We start from the raw sequence: 16,988 nt of genomic DNA, 5'->3' as shown, positions 1-16,988 counted from the left end.
ATTTTTTAATTCATGGCTCTTCCCTGCTTTAACTTACCATTTTATTTGCTAAGGAGATGTTAATCCATTAGACTAGGGGGAGTATGCCTTTATATACGAAAGAAAGTATCAATCTTTTACGCGATAAGATTATTTTATCAGAAGTCATTGGGGCCTATGTCACTCTTAAAAAAATAGGGTCAACCTATAAAGGTCTTTGCCCTTTTCATGAGGAAAAAAGCCCCTCTTTTATGATCCGTCAAGGAGATCATCACTACCACTGTTTTGGGTGCGGAGCTCATGGAGATGCCATCACTTTTCTTATGAATTTTCAGCGCTTAGGGTTTGTAGAGTCTTTAGAGTGGCTCTCGGAAAGATTTGGAGTGGTGCTTGAAAAAACTGAAGCGCAAGATAAAGATGAAGTGCCAAGAGGGGTCCTTAAAGATGCTTTAGGGCTCTCAGCTAGACTTTATCACTATTTACTGTTGCATGCAAAAGAAGCAGAACCTGCTCTTCACTATCTCTATCAAAGAGGCATTACTTTAGAATTCATCAAAAAGTTTCAACTAGGATACGCTTTATCTTACCGAAAAGCGCTTCAAAAGCTGCTCTATGCCAAAGGGTTTTCGGAGAAAGCTTTAGAAAAATCGGGTCTTCTTTTAACCTCTGATCAAGGAAATTCAAGAGATTTTTTCATTGAAAGAATCATGTTTCCGATCTGTGATGGAATGGGAAATGTGATTGGATTTTCAGGGCGAAAATTTAAAGAAGAAACTTCTGGCGGAAAGTATGTGAACAGTCCAGAGACGCCTCTTTTTAAAAAGTCTCACGTGTTATTTGGTCTTCACTATAGCAGAAAGCAGATCATGAAAGAGAAAAAAGCGCTCATTGTGGAAGGGCAAATTGATTGTTTAAGACTCATTGATCAAGGGTTTGATTGGACAGTAGCCGGGCAGGGGACAGCATTTGGAGAAGATCATGTGAAAGAGCTCATTCAACTGGGGGTTGAAAAGGTGTATCTTTCTCTTGATGGAGATCTCTCTGGAGAAGAGGCGAGTGTCAAGATTGGAGATTTCTTTCAGAAGAAAGGGATTGCCGTATGGATTGTTGAACTACCCTCTGGGTTTGACCCTGATCTTCTCCTTCGAAAAAAAGGAAAACATGCCTTTGAAAAACTCCTTCAAACACCTACTGACTATCTCACATTTATCGTGAATAAATTTTCTAAAACAATTGATACCGCAACTCCTGCAGGTAAGCAGCAGCTGGTTGACCTCATCACCAAACGGATTAGAAGCTGGGAGCAGCCTGTTCTTGTTCATGAAAGCTTAAATAAACTAGCTACTCTTTTAAAACTCCCTGTTCATGTAATCACCCAAGGACTCTCTCTTGAAGCACCTGTGATTCCTAAAGAAGGTGCCTCTCAAAACCGTATTGATGCTAACCATATTTTAGAGACAGATTTTTTAAGACTCTTGTTATTTTCAGGAGAGAAAGAGTCAGAGTTTTTTCAGTTAGCTAGAAATAATATCAACCCTTCTCAACTGAAAATGGCGCTTTGTCAAAGACTCTATGCGCAGTTTTTAGAGATTGAAGAAGAGGGGAAAAAACTTGATCTTCTCTCTCTTGCAACAGGCGTTGAGCAAGGAGAAGAAGAAGCTATTGTGGAAACTGTCATGAGTCGGAAAGTGCATCTTGATAAAGCAGATCATATGATCCGGCTAACCATTAAGCGGCTTTTAGAGAGAAACTGGCTAGAAGAGAGAGAGAGGATTAAAATTGCCCTTCATGGGGGATCTCTTTCTGAAGAAGAGGCTCTAAATCTTGCAAGGCAATTTGATCTTTTAAAAAAACAAGTTCCCTTTGTCCAAGAGCTATCTTCTGATTAAAGCTTCTCTTCTTCCGCTTTTTGCTCCCGAAGTTTTTGAAAATAATCAGCTCTTTTCTTCATCTCTCTTTCAAATCCTCTTAAGCGAGGATGGTAAAAAGAGACTCTTTCCATGCCAGGAGGGAAATAGTTTTGCCCTGAAAAAGAGTCATCTGCATCATGATCATACACATACCCCTTACCGTACCCTAAATCTTTCATCAAGGAAGTAGGCGCGTTGATAATCCAAGGTGGGGGAGGAAAGTGAGAGGTTTCTTTTGCAAGAGCTCTTGCTTGTTTAAAGGCGGTATAAATGGCATTACTCTTAGGAGCAAGCGCTAAGTAAACAATAGCTTCTGCTAGCGCTAAATCCCCCTCAGGTGAGCCTAATTTCTCATACGTTTCCCAGGCGTGAAGACACCTTGAAAGCGCTTCAGGGTCGGCAAGTCCAACATCTTCAATGGCCATACGGGTGATTCTTCTTGCAAGATAAAGAGGGGACTCTCCTCCTTCTAACATTCTTGAGAGCCAATATAAAGAGGCGTCAGGATCTGATCCTCTCACTGCTTTATGAAGAGCTGAAATCAGCTGGTAGTGCGTATCTGCATGAGCGTCGTATAAAGCTGGCCTTTGCTGCGCTAAAAGCTCTAACTTTTGAGGTGTGATCTCTCCTAAATCGTGCTCAATATTTTCAATGAGATTTAAGAGATGTCTTGCATCTCCTTGAGCCATACGGATGAGAAGGACTCTAGCTTCTAAAGTAAGATGTAGACTGCGCACTTTAGACTCATACCGTAAGAGCACTTTTTCTAGCTCATCATCAGAAAGAGGATGAAGCTGTAACACACGGAGCCTTGATATCAACGCTTTATTCAGAGCAAAGGAGGGGTTTTCTGTGGTGGCTCCAATTAAAATCAAGGTTCCGTTTTCAAGATAAGGGAGGAAAATATCTTGCTGCGCTTTATTAAACCTGTGAATCTCATCCACAAAGATGATGAGTCTTTGAGAAAGGAGGGGTGATTGACGTTGCTTTTCAATGAGCGCTTTTAAATCCGAAATGCCGTGCATCAGGGGGCTGATAGGGTAAAAATGGGCATCTAGAGAATTTGCATAGAGCTTAGCAAGAGTTGTCTTGCCGCAGCCAGGCGGGCCCCACAGAAGAAGAGAGAGCGGTTTTTTTGCCTCAATGAGATGGGTTAAAAACCCTTGAGAAGAAATTAAGTGGCTCTGCCCTGATGTTTCTTCAAGGGTTTGAGGTCTCATGAGCTCAGCAAGAGGGATCTTATTCATATACCCTATTTTATAGCATATGAGGTAAAGAGAACATCAAAGAAATATCTCTATATAATTCAGTAGAAACTCACAAAGTCAAGCACCATCACCTAAGCTAAAAAGGTATGATCCCATAGGTAAGCTCTCTTATGTTCTTAGAAGCGCTTACTAGGGATCAAAAGAGTCTATTTTCTCTACCCCAAGCTTATCTAACAAAAAACATGTAAATGGTTCTTAGAAGTTAATTGAGGATGGAGAGTTCTCTTTTTTTAAGAGTTTATGTATACTGGATGCACATGCAAAAAATTCAACAACAAGCCCGGATTATTGGGACAGGAAGCTACCTCCCTTCACGCGTTTTAACGAATCAAGACCTAGAAAAAATGGTTGAAACAAATGATGAGTGGATCGTCTCGCGTACAGGGATGAAAGAAAGAAGAATTGCGGCCCCTGATGAGTTTACCTCTCACATGGGAGTTAAAGCCGCTCAGAAAGCGCTCACAAAAGCGATGATTTCAGTAGGGGATATTGATCTTATTTTATGTGCAACGCTCACACCTGACTACATTTTTCCAAGCACAGCGTGTCTCATTCAAAGTGAACTTGGCGCTAAACAAGCAGCTGCTTTAGATATTCAGGCAGCTTGCACGGGCTACCTCTATGCTTTATCCATTGCAAAAGCGTTTGTTGAATCGGGCATTTATAAAAATGTTCTTTGTATTGCATCAGAAAAAATCTCTTCCATTGTGAACTATAAAGACCGCAATACATGTGTTCTTTTTGGGGACGGCGCTTCTGCAGCTGTTGTCTCTTCACAAGGGAGCGGACTGAAAATTCAAGATGTGACACTTGGTGCAGATGGAGATCTATCGCATTTACTCATTCTTCCTGCAGGAGGATCTCGTAGGCCAGCCTCGCAGCAAACTGTTGAAGAAGAGCTCCATTTTCTAAAGATGGAGGGGAAAGAGGTGTTTAAACATGCTGTTCGGAGGATGGAGTCTGCTTCAAAAGATTCTATTGAAAAATCTGGGCTTAAAGAAGAAGACATCACTTGGCTTGTTCCTCATCAAGCGAATATCCGGATCATTGAAGCGCTAGCTAAACGATTTAATATTGCGATGGAAAAAGTTTTTGTAACGATTCATAAATACGGTAACACATCGGCTTCATCTGTGGGTATTGCCTTAGATGAGCTACTAGAGGAAAATCAGTTAAAACCGGGAGATCATCTTTTACTTCCGGCGTTTGGCTCAGGATTAACATGGGGAGCATCTGTTTTAACTTATGAATAAATATGGGTTTATTTTTCCTGGACAAGGATCTCAATATGTGGGCATGTGCAAAGATTTTTACGAAAATTTTGCAACGGCTCGTCAAATTGTTGAAGAGGCATCAGATTGTTTATCGTATTCTTTTAAAGAGGTGATGTTTGAAGGGCCTTTAGAAACCCTTTCAGAAACAAGATACAGCCAGCCTGCCATTTTTCTTATGTCTGCTGTCATCTTAAATAACGTTCAAAAAGAATTCCCTTTTTTAACCCCTACAGCGTGTGCAGGTTTAAGTCTTGGAGAGTATACAGCCCTTTTTGCTGCAGATAAAATCGATTTCATCAGCTGTCTTAAGCTTGTTGCCTTAAGAGGAAAGCTCATGCAAGAGGCGTGTCAGGAGAAAAGAGGCGTGATGCGGGTTGTACTGGGGCTTAATCCTGATAAAGTAGCCTCTTTTTTACCAGAAGGGATTTGGATTGCCAATCTTAACTGTCCAGGTCAAGTGGTGATTGCTGGCTATGAAGAACATATGGGCAGCGCAGAAGAGATGCTAAAAGCAGAAGGAGCAAGACGTATTCTTCCTCTTGATGTCTCAGGAGCGTTTCATACTCCTTTAATGAAATCTGCTCAACTAAAATTAAAAAAAGCGCTTCAAGAGGTCTTATTAAAAAAGAGCCCAGTTAATCTTGTGATGAACGTTTCAGGGGAAATTGTAAGTGATAGTTCTTTAATTAGATCTTCTTTAATAGAGCAAGTTGTGAGTACGACTTACTGGGAAAAAGGTATAGCAACACTGCAAAAAGAAAATATCACAACTTACATTGAAATGGGCCCTGGAAAAACGCTTGCAGGCATGAATAAAAAAATGGGTGTCTTAGCTCCTACGTTATCCATTGAAAAAATCAGTGATTTAACCCTCCTGGAGAGCCTATATGCCACAACTTAAGCAGCAAGTAGCTCTTGTCACAGGGGGAACAAGTGGAATTGGAAAGGCGATTGCCCTTAAATTTGCAGAAGAGGGCGCCTCTGTTATCATTTTTGGAACCCATTTAGAAAGAGCTTTAGAGGTAGTATCGGAAATGGAAAAACGGGGCTCTTCCGATCAGAAATTTGGATTTAAGCTTTTAAATATTGCAGATAAAAAAAGCGTTGATGAAGCGATTTTAGAAGTGCTAAGTGAGATGAAAACAGTGGATATTTTGGTCAATAATGCAGGGATTACAAAAGATACACTTCTCATGAAAATGACAGAGCAAGATTGGGATAGTGTTATCAATGTCAATTTAAAATCAGTCTACAACACCTCGCAAGCTTTAATCCGGCCAATGCTAAAAGCCAAGAGGGGTAAAATCATTAATATCTCTTCTGTTGTTGGCCTCATGGGAAATGCTGGTCAAACAAATTATGCCGCCTCAAAATCGGGGATGATTGGGATGACAAAATCTTTAGCAAAAGAAGTTGCTAGCCGGGGCATTTGTGTTAACTGCATCGCTCCTGGATTTATCGAAACATCGATGACAGATGAACTGACAGAAGATCAAAAACAGGCGATTTTTAAAGAAATACCGCTTAATCGTTTTGGATCCCCAGAAGAGATTGCGCATGCAGCGCTTTTCTTAGCAAGCTCTATGTCCAATTACATCACAGGTCAAGTATTGACTGTTGATGGTGGAATGGTTATGTAATATGAATTTTTTTAAAAAGGAAACTATACTATGTCATCTTTAGAAAAAGACGTCATTGACATCGTGGTTGAACAACTCGGTGTTGACATTGCAGATGTCGGCTTAAATAAGTCGTTCATTGAAGATCTTAATGCAGATTCTCTTGATCTCACAGAGCTCATTATGACATTTGAAGAACGTTTTGGTTTTGAAATCGCTGAAGAAGAAGCGGAAAAACTTAAAACAGTAGGAGATGTTGTCTCTTTTATTCAAAAAAAGAAAAACATTTAATTCTTTAATGGTTCAAAGCAGGTGCTTTACCTGCTTTAAACTGTTTTATTGAAGATAAAATACATTTTTTTTATCGGGTTCATATTTGCACTTCTTCAAATCATTTTGAGAGTGATTTTCTCACTAAATCGATTTTCTTATTTAATATTTAAATTTAGCTTATCTCTTTTTTATAAAATTGAAAAAAATAAAATCCTATTTTTTGATTTTATCTCATTGATTCTCTTGCGCATCAATAGTGATTTTCTTTAACTCTCTCTTATTGTGATAAAATAATATTGAAAATTATAATTTTAATTATTACCCTAAGCATAAAGCCCCCTCCATTAAAGGCTAGGGGAAAAGGGAAGGAGTTTACATGCAAAAAAAGCTGTCTGTCAATCCTTGGCTAGGGATTTGGATTCATCCAAGGGCAACAATTCGGGCGATTATTCGGTACAGTTCTGGGTATTGTCTCCCTTTACTTTATTGGATTTATGGATTTCCTCTTCTATTACAAATTTTTCAAAACACCTATGTTGGAGATGAGGCATCCCTACTTACCATCATTATTAGCGGTGCTATAGGAGGGCTAGTTTTAGGATGGATAGGCATTAATATCACCTCTTCTCTTCTTTATTGGACAGGGAAGTGGGTTGGCGGTAAGGGAGGATATTCTGGGATAAGAGCTGCAGTGAGTTGGTCAAGTTCTGTATCAAGGGTAACGCTTCTCATCTGGATCATTCAAATGATTGTTTTTAAAGAGACTCTTTTTACTTCAGGTTTTTTTCAAACCGCTTTCACATCATCCGAGATGATTTTTTTAGGAGTGAGCTCTTTACTTCAATTTGTAGCTGGAGTGTGGGGCTGCGTTATCATGCTTAAAACATTAGCAGAGGTTCAGCAATTTTCTACATGGAAGGCGCTTTTTAACCTGCTCTTAATGGCTCTTGTTATCATGGGAGCATGCATCGTTTTTTCTGTGATCGTACCGGGATTATTTTATTAATGATTAGGTGGTAAAACCCCTTTTTTCTTCATCAAAGGGGCGTCTTCAAAATAGATCAATCATAAGTATAGGGGAGAACATATGATTCAAATCAAAAGGTTAAAAAAGATAGCAACGGTTGTAATGGGAGGGCTTTTTCTTTTGAGCAGCTCTTCGATGTTGTATTCTGATCCTAAACCACTATCTACACTCACGCAGCCCATTATTCCTGTTGGCTGGACAGAATATTATGCAAAAAGCAGTAACTGCTCACTATACATGCCCACAGAACCTGAACATATTTCTGAAAAAATGACCATGCCAGAGGCTGGATTTGAGCTCAAGTATGATGCTTATATCTCTTCTTCTGAGTCAGATTCGGTATTTATGTTACTCGTTGCCCAGTATCCCGATTTTGTGGATGAGGGGTATGCTCAAGGGAGCTTAGAGAGTTTTTTAAATGGAATTTTAACCTATAATCCCACGAATCAACTTCTTTTTGCAGATTTAGTGTTAGTGGATGGTCATGAAGCCCTTGATTTTTTTATTAGTGCAGGAAACGTCTATTTTAAGGGTAGAGCTGTAATGGTAAAAAACAGTTTGTATCTCATGGCGATGGAGTGTGAAATCCCAAGTTATGATGAAACTCATTACAAACAATTTATTGACTCATTTAAGCTCTCCCCTGGAAAAACAGCTGCAAGATCGTAGTATTTTAAAAATTCATTGAGAAGTTTCCTTGCGCGTAGGGGGCTGAATGGAAGGGGTAACGGATTCCATTATGATTGGTGGAATCTTTAATCAAGAGTGATCCTCCTAAATTCCAACCTGCGCCAAGAGAAGCTTGAATGTGCTCTTCTTGATTAAACTGCAGTAAAGCTGTGATGCCTGTTGATTTGATCATAAAAATTGGAGAAGACTCTTCTATTAAAGGGTGGTGAGCTCTTCTTGGATATTTATAAGGCCCGCCTACATTTTCATACATCACCCCGAGCAGCCAATTTTTATCTAGTTGATAAGAAATTGAGGCATCAAGAGGGAAAATAGCTTGGATTTTCCAGTGATCTCTATAGCAAGAGTCAATACCAAAGATAGGAAAGGCTCTTCCATTTTTTACCCCGTACCAACCTAGAGCCCCAACATTGACGCCAATATTCTTTGTGGTATCGTATCTTCCCCAAAGCATCCCATGATAGACAGCTGATTGTCCAAAATTAAGGCCTTTAGTATCCACAGAAAATCCGCTATTGATGACCCACCGCCAATCTTTAAGCGTTGTAGAGACAAACCCCACAGAACCATTTAGATAATGAAACTGATTTTCTAAAAAAGCTGGGTTATTTTTCCACCCCAGGTTTAAGAAATCATAGCCCATTCCATAAGTTAGGCTATTTTCTTCATCGATAAAGTGGGTGTAGTAAAGTGTGTTTGAAGCATCACCGTAGTGAAGATGCCCTTTTGTTTGATCTTTAAAAAAGGCTTTATCCACGTAATGGGTAGTACCCTCTATTTGATAAGGGGTAGAAGGGTTAATAAAATTGTAATCTGAAAAGCCGTAAGAAGAGGCCTTGAGAGAAGATAAAAATAGCATTGTAGCTATAGCGTAATACCGTTTCATAAAACTCCTATAAAAGGTGATTATTAGAAAGGGTTCATTAAAAGAAAAGAATTTATTTTATTTTTTGTAAAAAAGAAGAGGCGAGAGGTTGCAGCTTAGCAAGTGTGATCCATTATGAATGTGATAGATATAGAATTTTTTCTACCCATAAGGAGATGTAAAAATCACTCAGTGATTTTTAAGAGAATATTTTATCTAAAAAGAGGCTTAAAGCTTTATTTTTGGATTCAATAAATAGTCTTTTTAGATACGCAAATTTTATTTTTTAAGCAAGTTGTGTGTGATTGGGCCCTTGTGTTTTTTTTAGGAATGATTTTTTAAAATCGCTAAACGCCAGGAGGAATTGATGAAGAGCCTCATGATAAATAGGGAGCTCAGGATTAGCATGTCTTACCATATTCAGGAATAGGCGGTAAGATTGATAGCGCTGAGTGGATGGGTCTTCTTCAGCTTTTTTTACAACTAAGCTTGCGTAGTCATTAGGTTCTGTATAGAACATGACTTTAAAATGGAGAAAAAGAAGAACGCCAATAAAATGATCTTGATATGATTGCCTAGCAATTTCTAATAGTGAAAGATTAGGCTCAGTTAAGATATTTTTCATATGATGAGTTTTAACTGCAAAGGAGGCTGTTAATCGGTAATCTGCACTTTGTACAAGTTGATGACAAAGAAGCCCTAAGGCATGAAATTGAGCCTCTTCCGTAGAAAAAATGCGCTTTTTATTACAAAATTGATCGAAGAAATCACTAAAATGAGGTTCCTGATAGGAAGAGTTTAAAAATTGATAGGCAATATTTTTAACATCTTGCAAAGCCAAGTTAACATTGGCCTCAGAAGGAACATAATCTAGATGGTTATGGATAATGGTTTTCACATTTTGAAGAGCTGTTGAGAAGTAGAGATAAAGAGAAGGGCTAAAAAATGGCTCAATATGATTGAGAGAAGGGTATTTTACAAGAAAGGGAGTCACTTGATCATTAATATTGAAAGAGCTGCTATTATCCTCAATGGAGTAAGTGCTAACCAAGTGAATAGGCAGATTGAAAAAAATGTCATTAATATCTAAAGACATCGAGGAAAAATATCCTTTAACTAATTGATTTTTTTCATTTTGCCGAAAAGAGTCGATAGCTCTTTGATAAAAAGGTGGCGTACACTGGTTCTCAAGAGCTAAGAGATGTTGAAGACCTGTTTCATTTTCTGCATTCAGATCAAATTGCATGAGTTTTTGTTTAAATTGAAAAACATCGCTATATTCATCGCATTTTTTTAAATGAGCATGGGCTTGAAAAGCGCGGTAACTTAAAAAAATGGATGCCATGGTGAGCGCAATTGTAGAAAATAAAAGAGGCGCTAACTGTAAAAAGTTAAGAGGGGTAGCAATATGTTTGATTTGATGGGTAAAGAGTAAAGCGGTTGTTAAAGATAAAAAAGTGCAATACACTGTTTTGATCTTGATTTCATTCCATATCGCTTGAGTCTTATTTTTGATTTCTTCGAGTTTTTCAGAAACAGCTTCTTCATTCACACAGCTACTTGGCGAAAACCTTCGCTCAAGAGGAAGATTTCCCTTCATGAGAAAAGTAAAGAAGTCATCTAAAGGAGTGCTTTTCATAAATATATATCCTATAGGTTCGAAAAAAAATTTATGCGCGCCTCAGGCGTTAATAGATAGATTTTTATTTTTTTTAAAAAATTACCGCCTCTCGAACAGGAACTATAGATTATTTACAAATAATAAGAAAACCCTTTTTTTCTAATTATCATAAATAATGACTGTATCAACTGTTGTCATGAGTTGAATTTAAAATGAATTTAAGCAGGGCTTTTTAACATTTGTGTATCCTGTATCCTGGATGTTTTTTTCTCATTCAAAGATGTCAAGATGAGGAGGAGCTTAAGCCAAGTTTTTTTTGGATAGAGATGTAGTAATCTAGGGATTATTTTCGGGGCCTTAAATGCCTAAACTTTGTTGTTTATAAATTAAATGTCTTAAAAGAGCTTGGACTTCTTCTATGTTTATTTGAGAAATTCCTGAGAGCTTTTTATCTGCTTTTCAAAAGGTTAGTGTCTTTTTTGTAAAAATATTTATTTATCTAAAACGTGGTAAAAGTTGATGGATGATAGAGCGTTCTATATAAAAATTTAAAAAGGGATTCATCTTTTGATGGAAGCCCTATTAAATACATGCATTTAATTGATAGATGATAAATAGTGTACTTTAAGGTAAACTGATCGTTATAAAGGGAAGTCAAGTGAGCATTTTTAATCAATTATTTCTTAATAAAAGATGGGTGGAGTTGCGTTTAAGCTTATTAAACATCAATCCTATTACCATTCATCACGATCAAAAAGGTGTTCATGCTGTATTTGGTGCATTAGAGACTCAAAAAACAGTATGGATTAACCAGTTAACCGGAGTGATAGCAACAGAGCTTCTTTTAATTGTTAGTGCTTCCTTTACACTGAGAAAGAATTTTTTCACTTTTCGCTCTTTTACCTGGCTTAATCGATTAACATTTGTAGGGCTTACTGCGCTATTTGGAATTGTTATTTACCGTTCTTCTAGGGCTGTTAGGTTAGCTAGTCAAGAGAGCGTTAAACTTGAGCAGCAAATCCAATCATTTCATAAAGCTGTGATGGAGCATGGGCTTCTGCATTTTTCCCGGGCAGTTCAGCAGTTATCTGATGGGCGTTTACATTTTAGAGCTTCTGATTTTCTCTCTATTGAGGACAAAAAGCGTCTTTGCTTCAATTATATGAACGCATTTTTAAAAGAATTATCCTCTAAACCAGAAGATGTCATGATTCAAGAGTTGAATAACTCTGTAAGCATATTAAAGCATGTTGTGAATTTCAATCAAAATTCAAATGATTCTTTTATTCAAGGAATAGAATCTCTTTATTGCTTATTTAACTATCCCCAAGTTCACTCAATTAATGAGATTTTCAATAAAGTGGAAAAAGCTAAGGCGTCTAATCAGGAGATGAAACCTTATACAGCAGCTAATGTGATGAAGTTAATCCCAACCGTCAAGCTAAAAGAGGCAAAATCGGAAGAGAGTCATAAAATTTTAGAAAAAAGTATGGCTTTTACGATCTATCAAGCTCTGAATAAGCTTCAAGGAGGTCAAACAGTTGCGATCGACGATTTAAAAAAAGAATATGATGAGTACACGCATAAACAGATGGTTGCTGATAAAATTGAAGATGCGCTAAAGAGGGATGACCTAAGTTATAACGCACGGGAAGAATTAAAGAAAAAGCGTGATGGGATAGATCTTAGATTTATAAGAAAGTAATAGATTTTCTATACCGTGTAATGGCGGGGAATAGGAGAACCATTTTTAAGACTTTATCTTATTACATTCCTCAAAAATATCCTAACGAGTGTGCATTTATTCAACTAAGAGAACATCTCCATGTTCTTTTTCTCAAGCTCTATTCATAGATTTTGATACGAAAACATCAAGCTTCAAGATAAACAGCCGCGGCGTAAATCTTTAGCGCGCTGATCTTCCTTCTTGTAGAGAATAGGCAAAATAGGAGAGTCAAAGAGTAAAGAAAAAAGCAAAGCATATTTGGATCTTAAGTGAGGCATTTCACTTTTGATCCAAAAGGTATTTTAAAAGATACAGGATAAAATTGTTTCCACCTTGAAAAAAATAATTATTGATTTTTAATGCGTTGTATCTCTGAATATGTTAAACTGTAACCCTCACATCTGGGAGTTCCCAGTAAGATTAGGATTACATGCAATTTAAAGACATTATTAACAACGAAAAAATTCTTAAAACTTTGGAAGGCCTTGGGTTTCAAGCGCCGACTCCGATTCAAGCTGAAGCTATTCCTCAAATTATGAAGGGAGGAGACCTTAGAGCATCAGCACAGACAGGGACAGGTAAGTCAGCGGCTTTCCTTCTTCCTGCACTCATGAAGCTCTCAAGCACAACAGCTCGTAAAGGACCTAGAGTTTTAATCCTAGCTCCTACTCGTGAACTTGTGATCCAACTTGCTTCAGAATCTCAAAAACTAGGAAGATCTTTAGGTCTTGTCACGGTTTCATTATATGGGGGAGTCCCTTACCCTAAGCAAAATCAAGAGCTGGCAAGACGTCACGATATCTTGATTGCAACTCCTGGCCGTTTTTTAGATCATATGAATCAAAGACGGATTAAACTCAGTGAAATTGAGATGTTTATCTTAGATGAAGCTGACCGCATGCTGGATATGGGATTTATTGGTCCTGTTAAAGATATCGCTGAAGCTCTTCCTGAGACAAGACAAACACTCATGTTTACAGCGACATTTGGAAAAGGCATCCGTAAACTTTCTGCAGAGCTTCTAAGAGATCCTGTAGAAATTTCTACAGATACAACGCAAAATCGGCATGAAAATATCACGCAAGAATTTCTTCAAACAGATAATTTAGCGGATAAACAAAATCAATTAGAAAAGATTTTATCCGAGGCAGAACTGACTCAAGCCATTGTTTTCTCATCCACTAAAATGCAAGCGCGCCGTATTTCAGATGATTTACGAGATCAAGGAATTTATTCAGGATCTCTCCATGGAGATTTAAATCAACGTCAAAGAACAAAGACAATTCAACAGTTCCGTGATGGAAAGATCAAGATTCTCGTTGCAACAGATGTTGCAGGTCGGGGTATTGATGTGTCTAATGTGAGTCACGTGATCAATTTTGATGCGCCGCAAAGTCTTGATGACTATATCCACCGTATTGGAAGAACAGGAAGAGCTGGAAATAAAGGGATTGCTATCTCTTTCTTTTCTCATAAAGATCGTCAAATTAAAAGAGAAATTGAGCGATTTGCAGGAAAAGAAAGCGCTCCTGATCACTCTTCACATTCTGAAGGTTCTTCAAAGTCTTCTAGAAAACAGAGGCCTTTTTCAGGTGAAAGAAGATCATTCTCTCGACCAAGAAGAGATGATTCATCATCTAGACCAAGAAGAGAAGGGTCATCATTCTCTGATTCTCGTCCAAAAAGAGAGAGTTTTCCCTCTTCTGATCAACCTTTTAAACCAGGAAGAAGAGAAAGCCTTCTTCAAGGAAGCGATGGGGCATCTTTCAAAATGCATTTAGGTGAAGGATCTACATTTTCAAGTGAAAGGCCAAGAAGAGAATCAAGAAATTCAGGTCAAGGAAGACCCGGTTTTTCTTCAAGAAGAGGGCCAGGATCTTCTGATACAGGAAGAGGTTTCAAAGGAAATCGTCCTCGTTTCAAATAGTATTTAACCTGAAAATACGATAAAGCCTCTTTTTATCACACTTTTGATAGGATGATGAAAAGAGGTTTTTTTTTGTACTCAGTCATGGGTTTTACAGAGTTGTAACAGCTCAGCACACGCTAAAACATCTTTAATAAAATTTGGATGGATTAAAAAATAAGCATGGCATTCTTGCTATGGGCTTTTTTTAAATGAGTAGTACCCAAATTCATACTCATCTCTTAGTTTAGCTTTTCTGATTTTTTACCTTAAATGGGTGTGTTGCATAATACTCTAAAAACACTAGTTTCTTAAAAAAACTCTCATTTTTCAAAAAAACTGGCCTAATTTCTCACATAATTTGTAGGAAATATAAGTATAAAATTATTAAAAAAATGAAAACAATATCATTTTTTTATTTAAAAATGCGATTTTTAGATATTATGCAACACACCAAGATCCTACCGCTACATTTAGTCCGCGGTTTGCCCCTGCTGTTTTCTCTGCAGCTTCCCTATTACATAAAAAATCAAAATCTCTTCTTTATGCTCTTAAGAGCTGGCTTACTCCCGAAGATCTATCTTTTAATGAAACAGTCTTAAAGCAAGGGATTTCTCTAACCTTACACAATCATAAGGTCATCTCTACAAAGGCAATTTATCAACATACGCTTCCTTTTCTTTCATCAATATATTTAAAGGATAGGGGAGATAAAGGGGTTGGGAGATATCTTTCTTCTAGAAAACCTATCGTATTACAAGATGGAGTGAAGCTCACAAAATTAATGGCTTATGTCTATGCCTATCAAAAAAGTCAAGATAACCGCTTTTTGATACAAATTGGGGATGCTCTTCACCCCGAACAACGTATCACATTAAATAATAAGCTTTATGAAAAAAGAAGCTGTTATAGAGAAGGAGAAGCTGATCTAAATAAAGACGAGCGTAGTTTACTCATAAAAGAAGCAGAATCATTGTATCCTCATGAACACGTAAGAAAAGAGGAAATATTGGGTTCTGCTTTAGAAGAAAACTTCTTCTCTTCTACAGATCACTGGAAAGCGCATATCACATTAGCACAGATTCTTTCTCAACAGGAACTTAAAGAATCATGGGTTAAATATCTTTTGATTTCTGAAGAGTGTCTAGAAAGTTATAAAAATCTTGAGGGTGAAAAATTTGAAAATTCGATTATAGAGTATTATGATTCTTTAAACAGTTCATATAAATATGAAGATTTACAGGATATAAAACTTGATGACAATCTTTATTTTGCAAAGAAACAGAAGTTTTTACTTGGGTTGTTAACCTATTTACCTTCTTGTGAAGAAGCTTATGTAGCTCTTGCTAGAAGCTTTCAAGCTCCTTTGATGATTCAGGAAAAGAGTTATGCCTCAAAAGAATCTCTTTATCTAAAAGCTATCGATATTAATCCTGAGTATAGTTTGCCTTACTTTCTTTTAGGCAAAGAGCTCTTCTTAAAGGGGGATAAGAATACTCAGCTTTTGAATGGGATCACTCTACCCTGTAAGCAGCTTTTAATGAGAGCAATTCAGCTGGGCACCTATCAAGAAGAAGCGTACCATTTAGCAGCTCTTATCATGGAGGATAGAGATGGCATTCTTCTTTTTGATGGAGAGACAGTTCTTTCAAGAGGAGATCTTTTTATCCGAGCCTTTGAGCTAGACTCTACCCGGGTGATTGATTTAAAAAAATTTTATTTATTTCATGAGTAGGAGTCAAATGGCTTCTACTCATAAGCCTCTGTAGTTTATTTATAATAGGGCGGAAAAATGGGATCATTTTTTAGATTAATCACGTTAGTCAGGAGGGGGGTGAAAATACAAAATCACTAGGGGAAGTTATGTACTCTATCCACCGAAGAAATCTTAATGAAGAACTTCTTGGGTTGTTTTAAAATGGAGCTTACAAAATTGCGCTAAAGCCTCTTTTCCTTTCTGCTCTAAAATTCTTTTTCCTGCTTTAATCACAATGGATGCTGCTCCCTTAGGAAGCGTAAATCCTGCCTCATCACTGAGTCTATCCATTCCTTGAACAAACGCAGATCTTGCTAAAATAGAAGCTGCAGCCACAAGAGGATCGGATTCTGCTTTTGTTCTTTGAGTCACATTTAACCGAAGCCCTTTTTTCTTAAGTGCAATATCGACAAGAGGAGCCTTTGCAAATTGGTCGATTAAAACCTCTTTACATCCTGTTTGAAGAGAGAGTTCAGAGACAGCAGCTGCATGTCCCCAAGCAAGAAGGTGGTTAAGATTTTGAAAACTTGCATACATTTCATTGTATTTAGAAGGAAATATTTTGATCACTTTAGAAGGGGCAACAGCTTGAATTTTAGGAGCAAGAGAGATCATATGAGGGTCTGTCATCTCTTTACTGTCTTTAACACCCAGCTTTAAAAGCTCTTCAATGATCTTAGCATCTCCATAAACAGCTGCGATGCAAAGAGGACCAAAGAAATCTCCTTTTCCCGCTTCATCGCCTCCAATCCTTGCAGTAAAATCCACTGTTTGAGGAGGGTGGCTAAACTCTGTTGTTTTTAAAATTTCAGGTTCTAAGTAGTAAAGAATGAATTCATCTTTATTTTTTCCTTGTACCGTGAGCTTTCCACTTTGGTAAAGCGTGCAAGAAACTCCCGGTTTTGCTGCAGAAAAAAGGGTATAGGGAGGTTTGGAAAGGGTAAAGCCTTGATTTTCTAGATCTTGCTCAAGTTTAAGAGATAACGAGGTGTCAATTTTTGTTACAAAGATGGTCATAAGAGCTATCATGCTACCATAATAGAGATCTCATGAGCAACCTGGATTTTAATTCAA

Annotated in this window: 14 protein-coding genes; 10 read left to right on the top strand and 4 right to left on the bottom strand. The window is 37.6% G+C overall.

The features are described from left to right. Nucleotides 1-83 precede the first annotated feature (83 nt). Nucleotides 84-1,868 (top strand): DNA primase, encoded by a 1,785-nt coding sequence (gene dnaG, locus ACI7T6_RS03210; RefSeq protein WP_404664981.1) that lies wholly within the window; start codon nt 84-86, stop codon nt 1,866-1,868. On the opposite strand, the gene ACI7T6_RS03205 is transcribed toward dnaG, so the two are convergent. Further along, the gene (locus ACI7T6_RS03205; RefSeq protein WP_404664980.1) at nt 1,865-3,136 is read right to left on the bottom strand and encodes a replication-associated recombination protein A; all 1,272 of its coding nucleotides are present in this window, start codon (nt 3,134-3,136) and stop codon (nt 1,865-1,867) included. The two genes, dnaG and ACI7T6_RS03205, sit on opposite strands and share 4 nt — an antisense overlap. A 272-nt stretch (nt 3,137-3,408) precedes the next feature. On the opposite strand from ACI7T6_RS03205, the gene ACI7T6_RS03200 reads away from it, so the two are divergent. From ACI7T6_RS03200 to ACI7T6_RS03175, 6 genes are all read left to right on the top strand, one after another. Beyond that, on the top strand, nt 3,409-4,410 hold the full coding sequence (locus tag ACI7T6_RS03200; protein ID WP_404664979.1) for a beta-ketoacyl-ACP synthase III: 1,002 nt from the start codon (nt 3,409-3,411) through the stop codon (nt 4,408-4,410). Then, nucleotides 4,403-5,332: an ACP S-malonyltransferase gene (fabD, locus tag ACI7T6_RS03195; protein ID WP_404664978.1), complete on the top strand. Its 930-nt coding sequence runs from the start codon at nt 4,403-4,405 to the stop codon at nt 5,330-5,332. The genes ACI7T6_RS03200 and fabD overlap by 8 nt, the downstream gene beginning before the upstream one ends. Beyond that, nucleotides 5,319-6,071 (top strand): 3-oxoacyl-ACP reductase FabG, encoded by a 753-nt coding sequence (gene fabG, locus ACI7T6_RS03190; RefSeq protein ID WP_404664977.1) that lies wholly within the window; start codon nt 5,319-5,321, stop codon nt 6,069-6,071. The genes fabD and fabG overlap by 14 nt, the downstream gene beginning before the upstream one ends. A gap of 30 nt (nt 6,072-6,101) precedes the next feature. Further along, nucleotides 6,102-6,341: an acyl carrier protein gene (gene acpP, locus ACI7T6_RS03185; RefSeq protein ID WP_404664976.1), complete on the top strand. Its 240-nt coding sequence runs from the start codon at nt 6,102-6,104 to the stop codon at nt 6,339-6,341. Between the two features lie 358 nt (nt 6,342-6,699). Beyond that, the gene (locus ACI7T6_RS03180) at nt 6,700-7,329 is read left to right on the top strand and encodes a YIP1 family protein (RefSeq protein WP_404664975.1); all 630 of its coding nucleotides are present in this window, start codon (nt 6,700-6,702) and stop codon (nt 7,327-7,329) included. Between the two features lie 81 nt (nt 7,330-7,410). After that, a complete protein-coding gene (locus ACI7T6_RS03175; protein ID WP_404664974.1) occupies nt 7,411-8,019 on the top strand; it encodes a hypothetical protein in 609 nt (202 codons plus the stop codon). A 4-nt stretch (nt 8,020-8,023) separates the two neighbouring features. On the opposite strand, the gene ACI7T6_RS03170 is transcribed toward ACI7T6_RS03175, so the two are convergent. Continuing rightward, on the bottom strand, nt 8,024-8,926 hold the full coding sequence (locus tag ACI7T6_RS03170; RefSeq protein ID WP_404664973.1) for a hypothetical protein: 903 nt from the start codon (nt 8,924-8,926) through the stop codon (nt 8,024-8,026). Between the two features lie 265 nt (nt 8,927-9,191). Next, nucleotides 9,192-10,544, bottom strand: coding sequence for a hypothetical protein (locus tag ACI7T6_RS03165; RefSeq protein ID WP_404664972.1), 1,353 nt, complete (start codon nt 10,542-10,544; stop codon nt 9,192-9,194). A 685-nt stretch (nt 10,545-11,229) separates the two neighbouring features. On the opposite strand from ACI7T6_RS03165, the gene ACI7T6_RS03160 reads away from it, so the two are divergent. The 3 genes from ACI7T6_RS03160 to ACI7T6_RS03150 all read left to right on the top strand — a co-directional run bounded on the left by ACI7T6_RS03160 (nt 11,230) and on the right by ACI7T6_RS03150 (nt 15,893). Continuing rightward, nucleotides 11,230-12,231 (top strand): hypothetical protein, encoded by a 1,002-nt coding sequence (locus ACI7T6_RS03160; protein WP_404664971.1) that lies wholly within the window; start codon nt 11,230-11,232, stop codon nt 12,229-12,231. A gap of 451 nt (nt 12,232-12,682) precedes the next feature. Beyond that, nucleotides 12,683-14,179 carry a DEAD/DEAH box helicase gene (locus ACI7T6_RS03155; RefSeq protein ID WP_404664970.1) on the top strand — a complete coding sequence of 499 codons (1,497 nt, stop codon included), beginning with the start codon at nt 12,683-12,685 and terminating at the stop codon, nt 14,177-14,179. Between the two features lie 745 nt (nt 14,180-14,924). Then, on the top strand, nt 14,925-15,893 hold the full coding sequence (locus tag ACI7T6_RS03150) for a hypothetical protein (RefSeq protein WP_404664969.1): 969 nt from the start codon (nt 14,925-14,927) through the stop codon (nt 15,891-15,893). A 153-nt stretch (nt 15,894-16,046) separates the two neighbouring features. On the opposite strand, the gene rnhC is transcribed toward ACI7T6_RS03150, so the two are convergent. Then, the gene (gene rnhC / locus ACI7T6_RS03145) at nt 16,047-16,931 is read right to left on the bottom strand and encodes a ribonuclease HIII (protein WP_404664968.1); all 885 of its coding nucleotides are present in this window, start codon (nt 16,929-16,931) and stop codon (nt 16,047-16,049) included. Nucleotides 16,932-16,988: the final 57 nt, after the last annotated feature.

It is taken from the genome of Rhabdochlamydiaceae symbiont of Dictyostelium giganteum (assembly GCF_964291045.1).
GTDB lineage: Bacteria > Chlamydiota > Chlamydiia > Chlamydiales > Rhabdochlamydiaceae > PALSA-1444.
Note: the sequence above shows the minus strand (reverse complement) of the source record. Positions and strands in the feature narration are given on the sequence as shown.

Coding starts and splice junctions, on each gene's coding strand:
- fabD (WP_404664978.1), top strand. CDS start 4,403: ATGAATAAATATGGGTTTATTTTTCCTGGACAAGGATCTCAATATGTG.
- ACI7T6_RS03170 (WP_404664973.1), bottom strand. CDS start 8,926: ATGAAACGGTATTACGCTATAGCTACAATGCTATTTTTATCTTCTCTC.
- ACI7T6_RS03205 (WP_404664980.1), bottom strand. CDS start 3,136: ATGAATAAGATCCCTCTTGCTGAGCTCATGAGACCTCAAACCCTTGAA.
- dnaG (WP_404664981.1), top strand. CDS start 84: ATGCCTTTATATACGAAAGAAAGTATCAATCTTTTACGCGATAAGATT.
- ACI7T6_RS03175 (WP_404664974.1), top strand. CDS start 7,411: ATGATTCAAATCAAAAGGTTAAAAAAGATAGCAACGGTTGTAATGGGA.
- ACI7T6_RS03155 (WP_404664970.1), top strand. CDS start 12,683: ATGCAATTTAAAGACATTATTAACAACGAAAAAATTCTTAAAACTTTG.
- ACI7T6_RS03200 (WP_404664979.1), top strand. CDS start 3,409: ATGCACATGCAAAAAATTCAACAACAAGCCCGGATTATTGGGACAGGA.
- rnhC (WP_404664968.1), bottom strand. CDS start 16,931: ATGACCATCTTTGTAACAAAAATTGACACCTCGTTATCTCTTAAACTT.
- acpP (WP_404664976.1), top strand. CDS start 6,102: ATGTCATCTTTAGAAAAAGACGTCATTGACATCGTGGTTGAACAACTC.
- fabG (WP_404664977.1), top strand. CDS start 5,319: ATGCCACAACTTAAGCAGCAAGTAGCTCTTGTCACAGGGGGAACAAGT.
- ACI7T6_RS03180 (WP_404664975.1), top strand. CDS start 6,700: ATGCAAAAAAAGCTGTCTGTCAATCCTTGGCTAGGGATTTGGATTCAT.
- ACI7T6_RS03165 (WP_404664972.1), bottom strand. CDS start 10,544: ATGAAAAGCACTCCTTTAGATGACTTCTTTACTTTTCTCATGAAGGGA.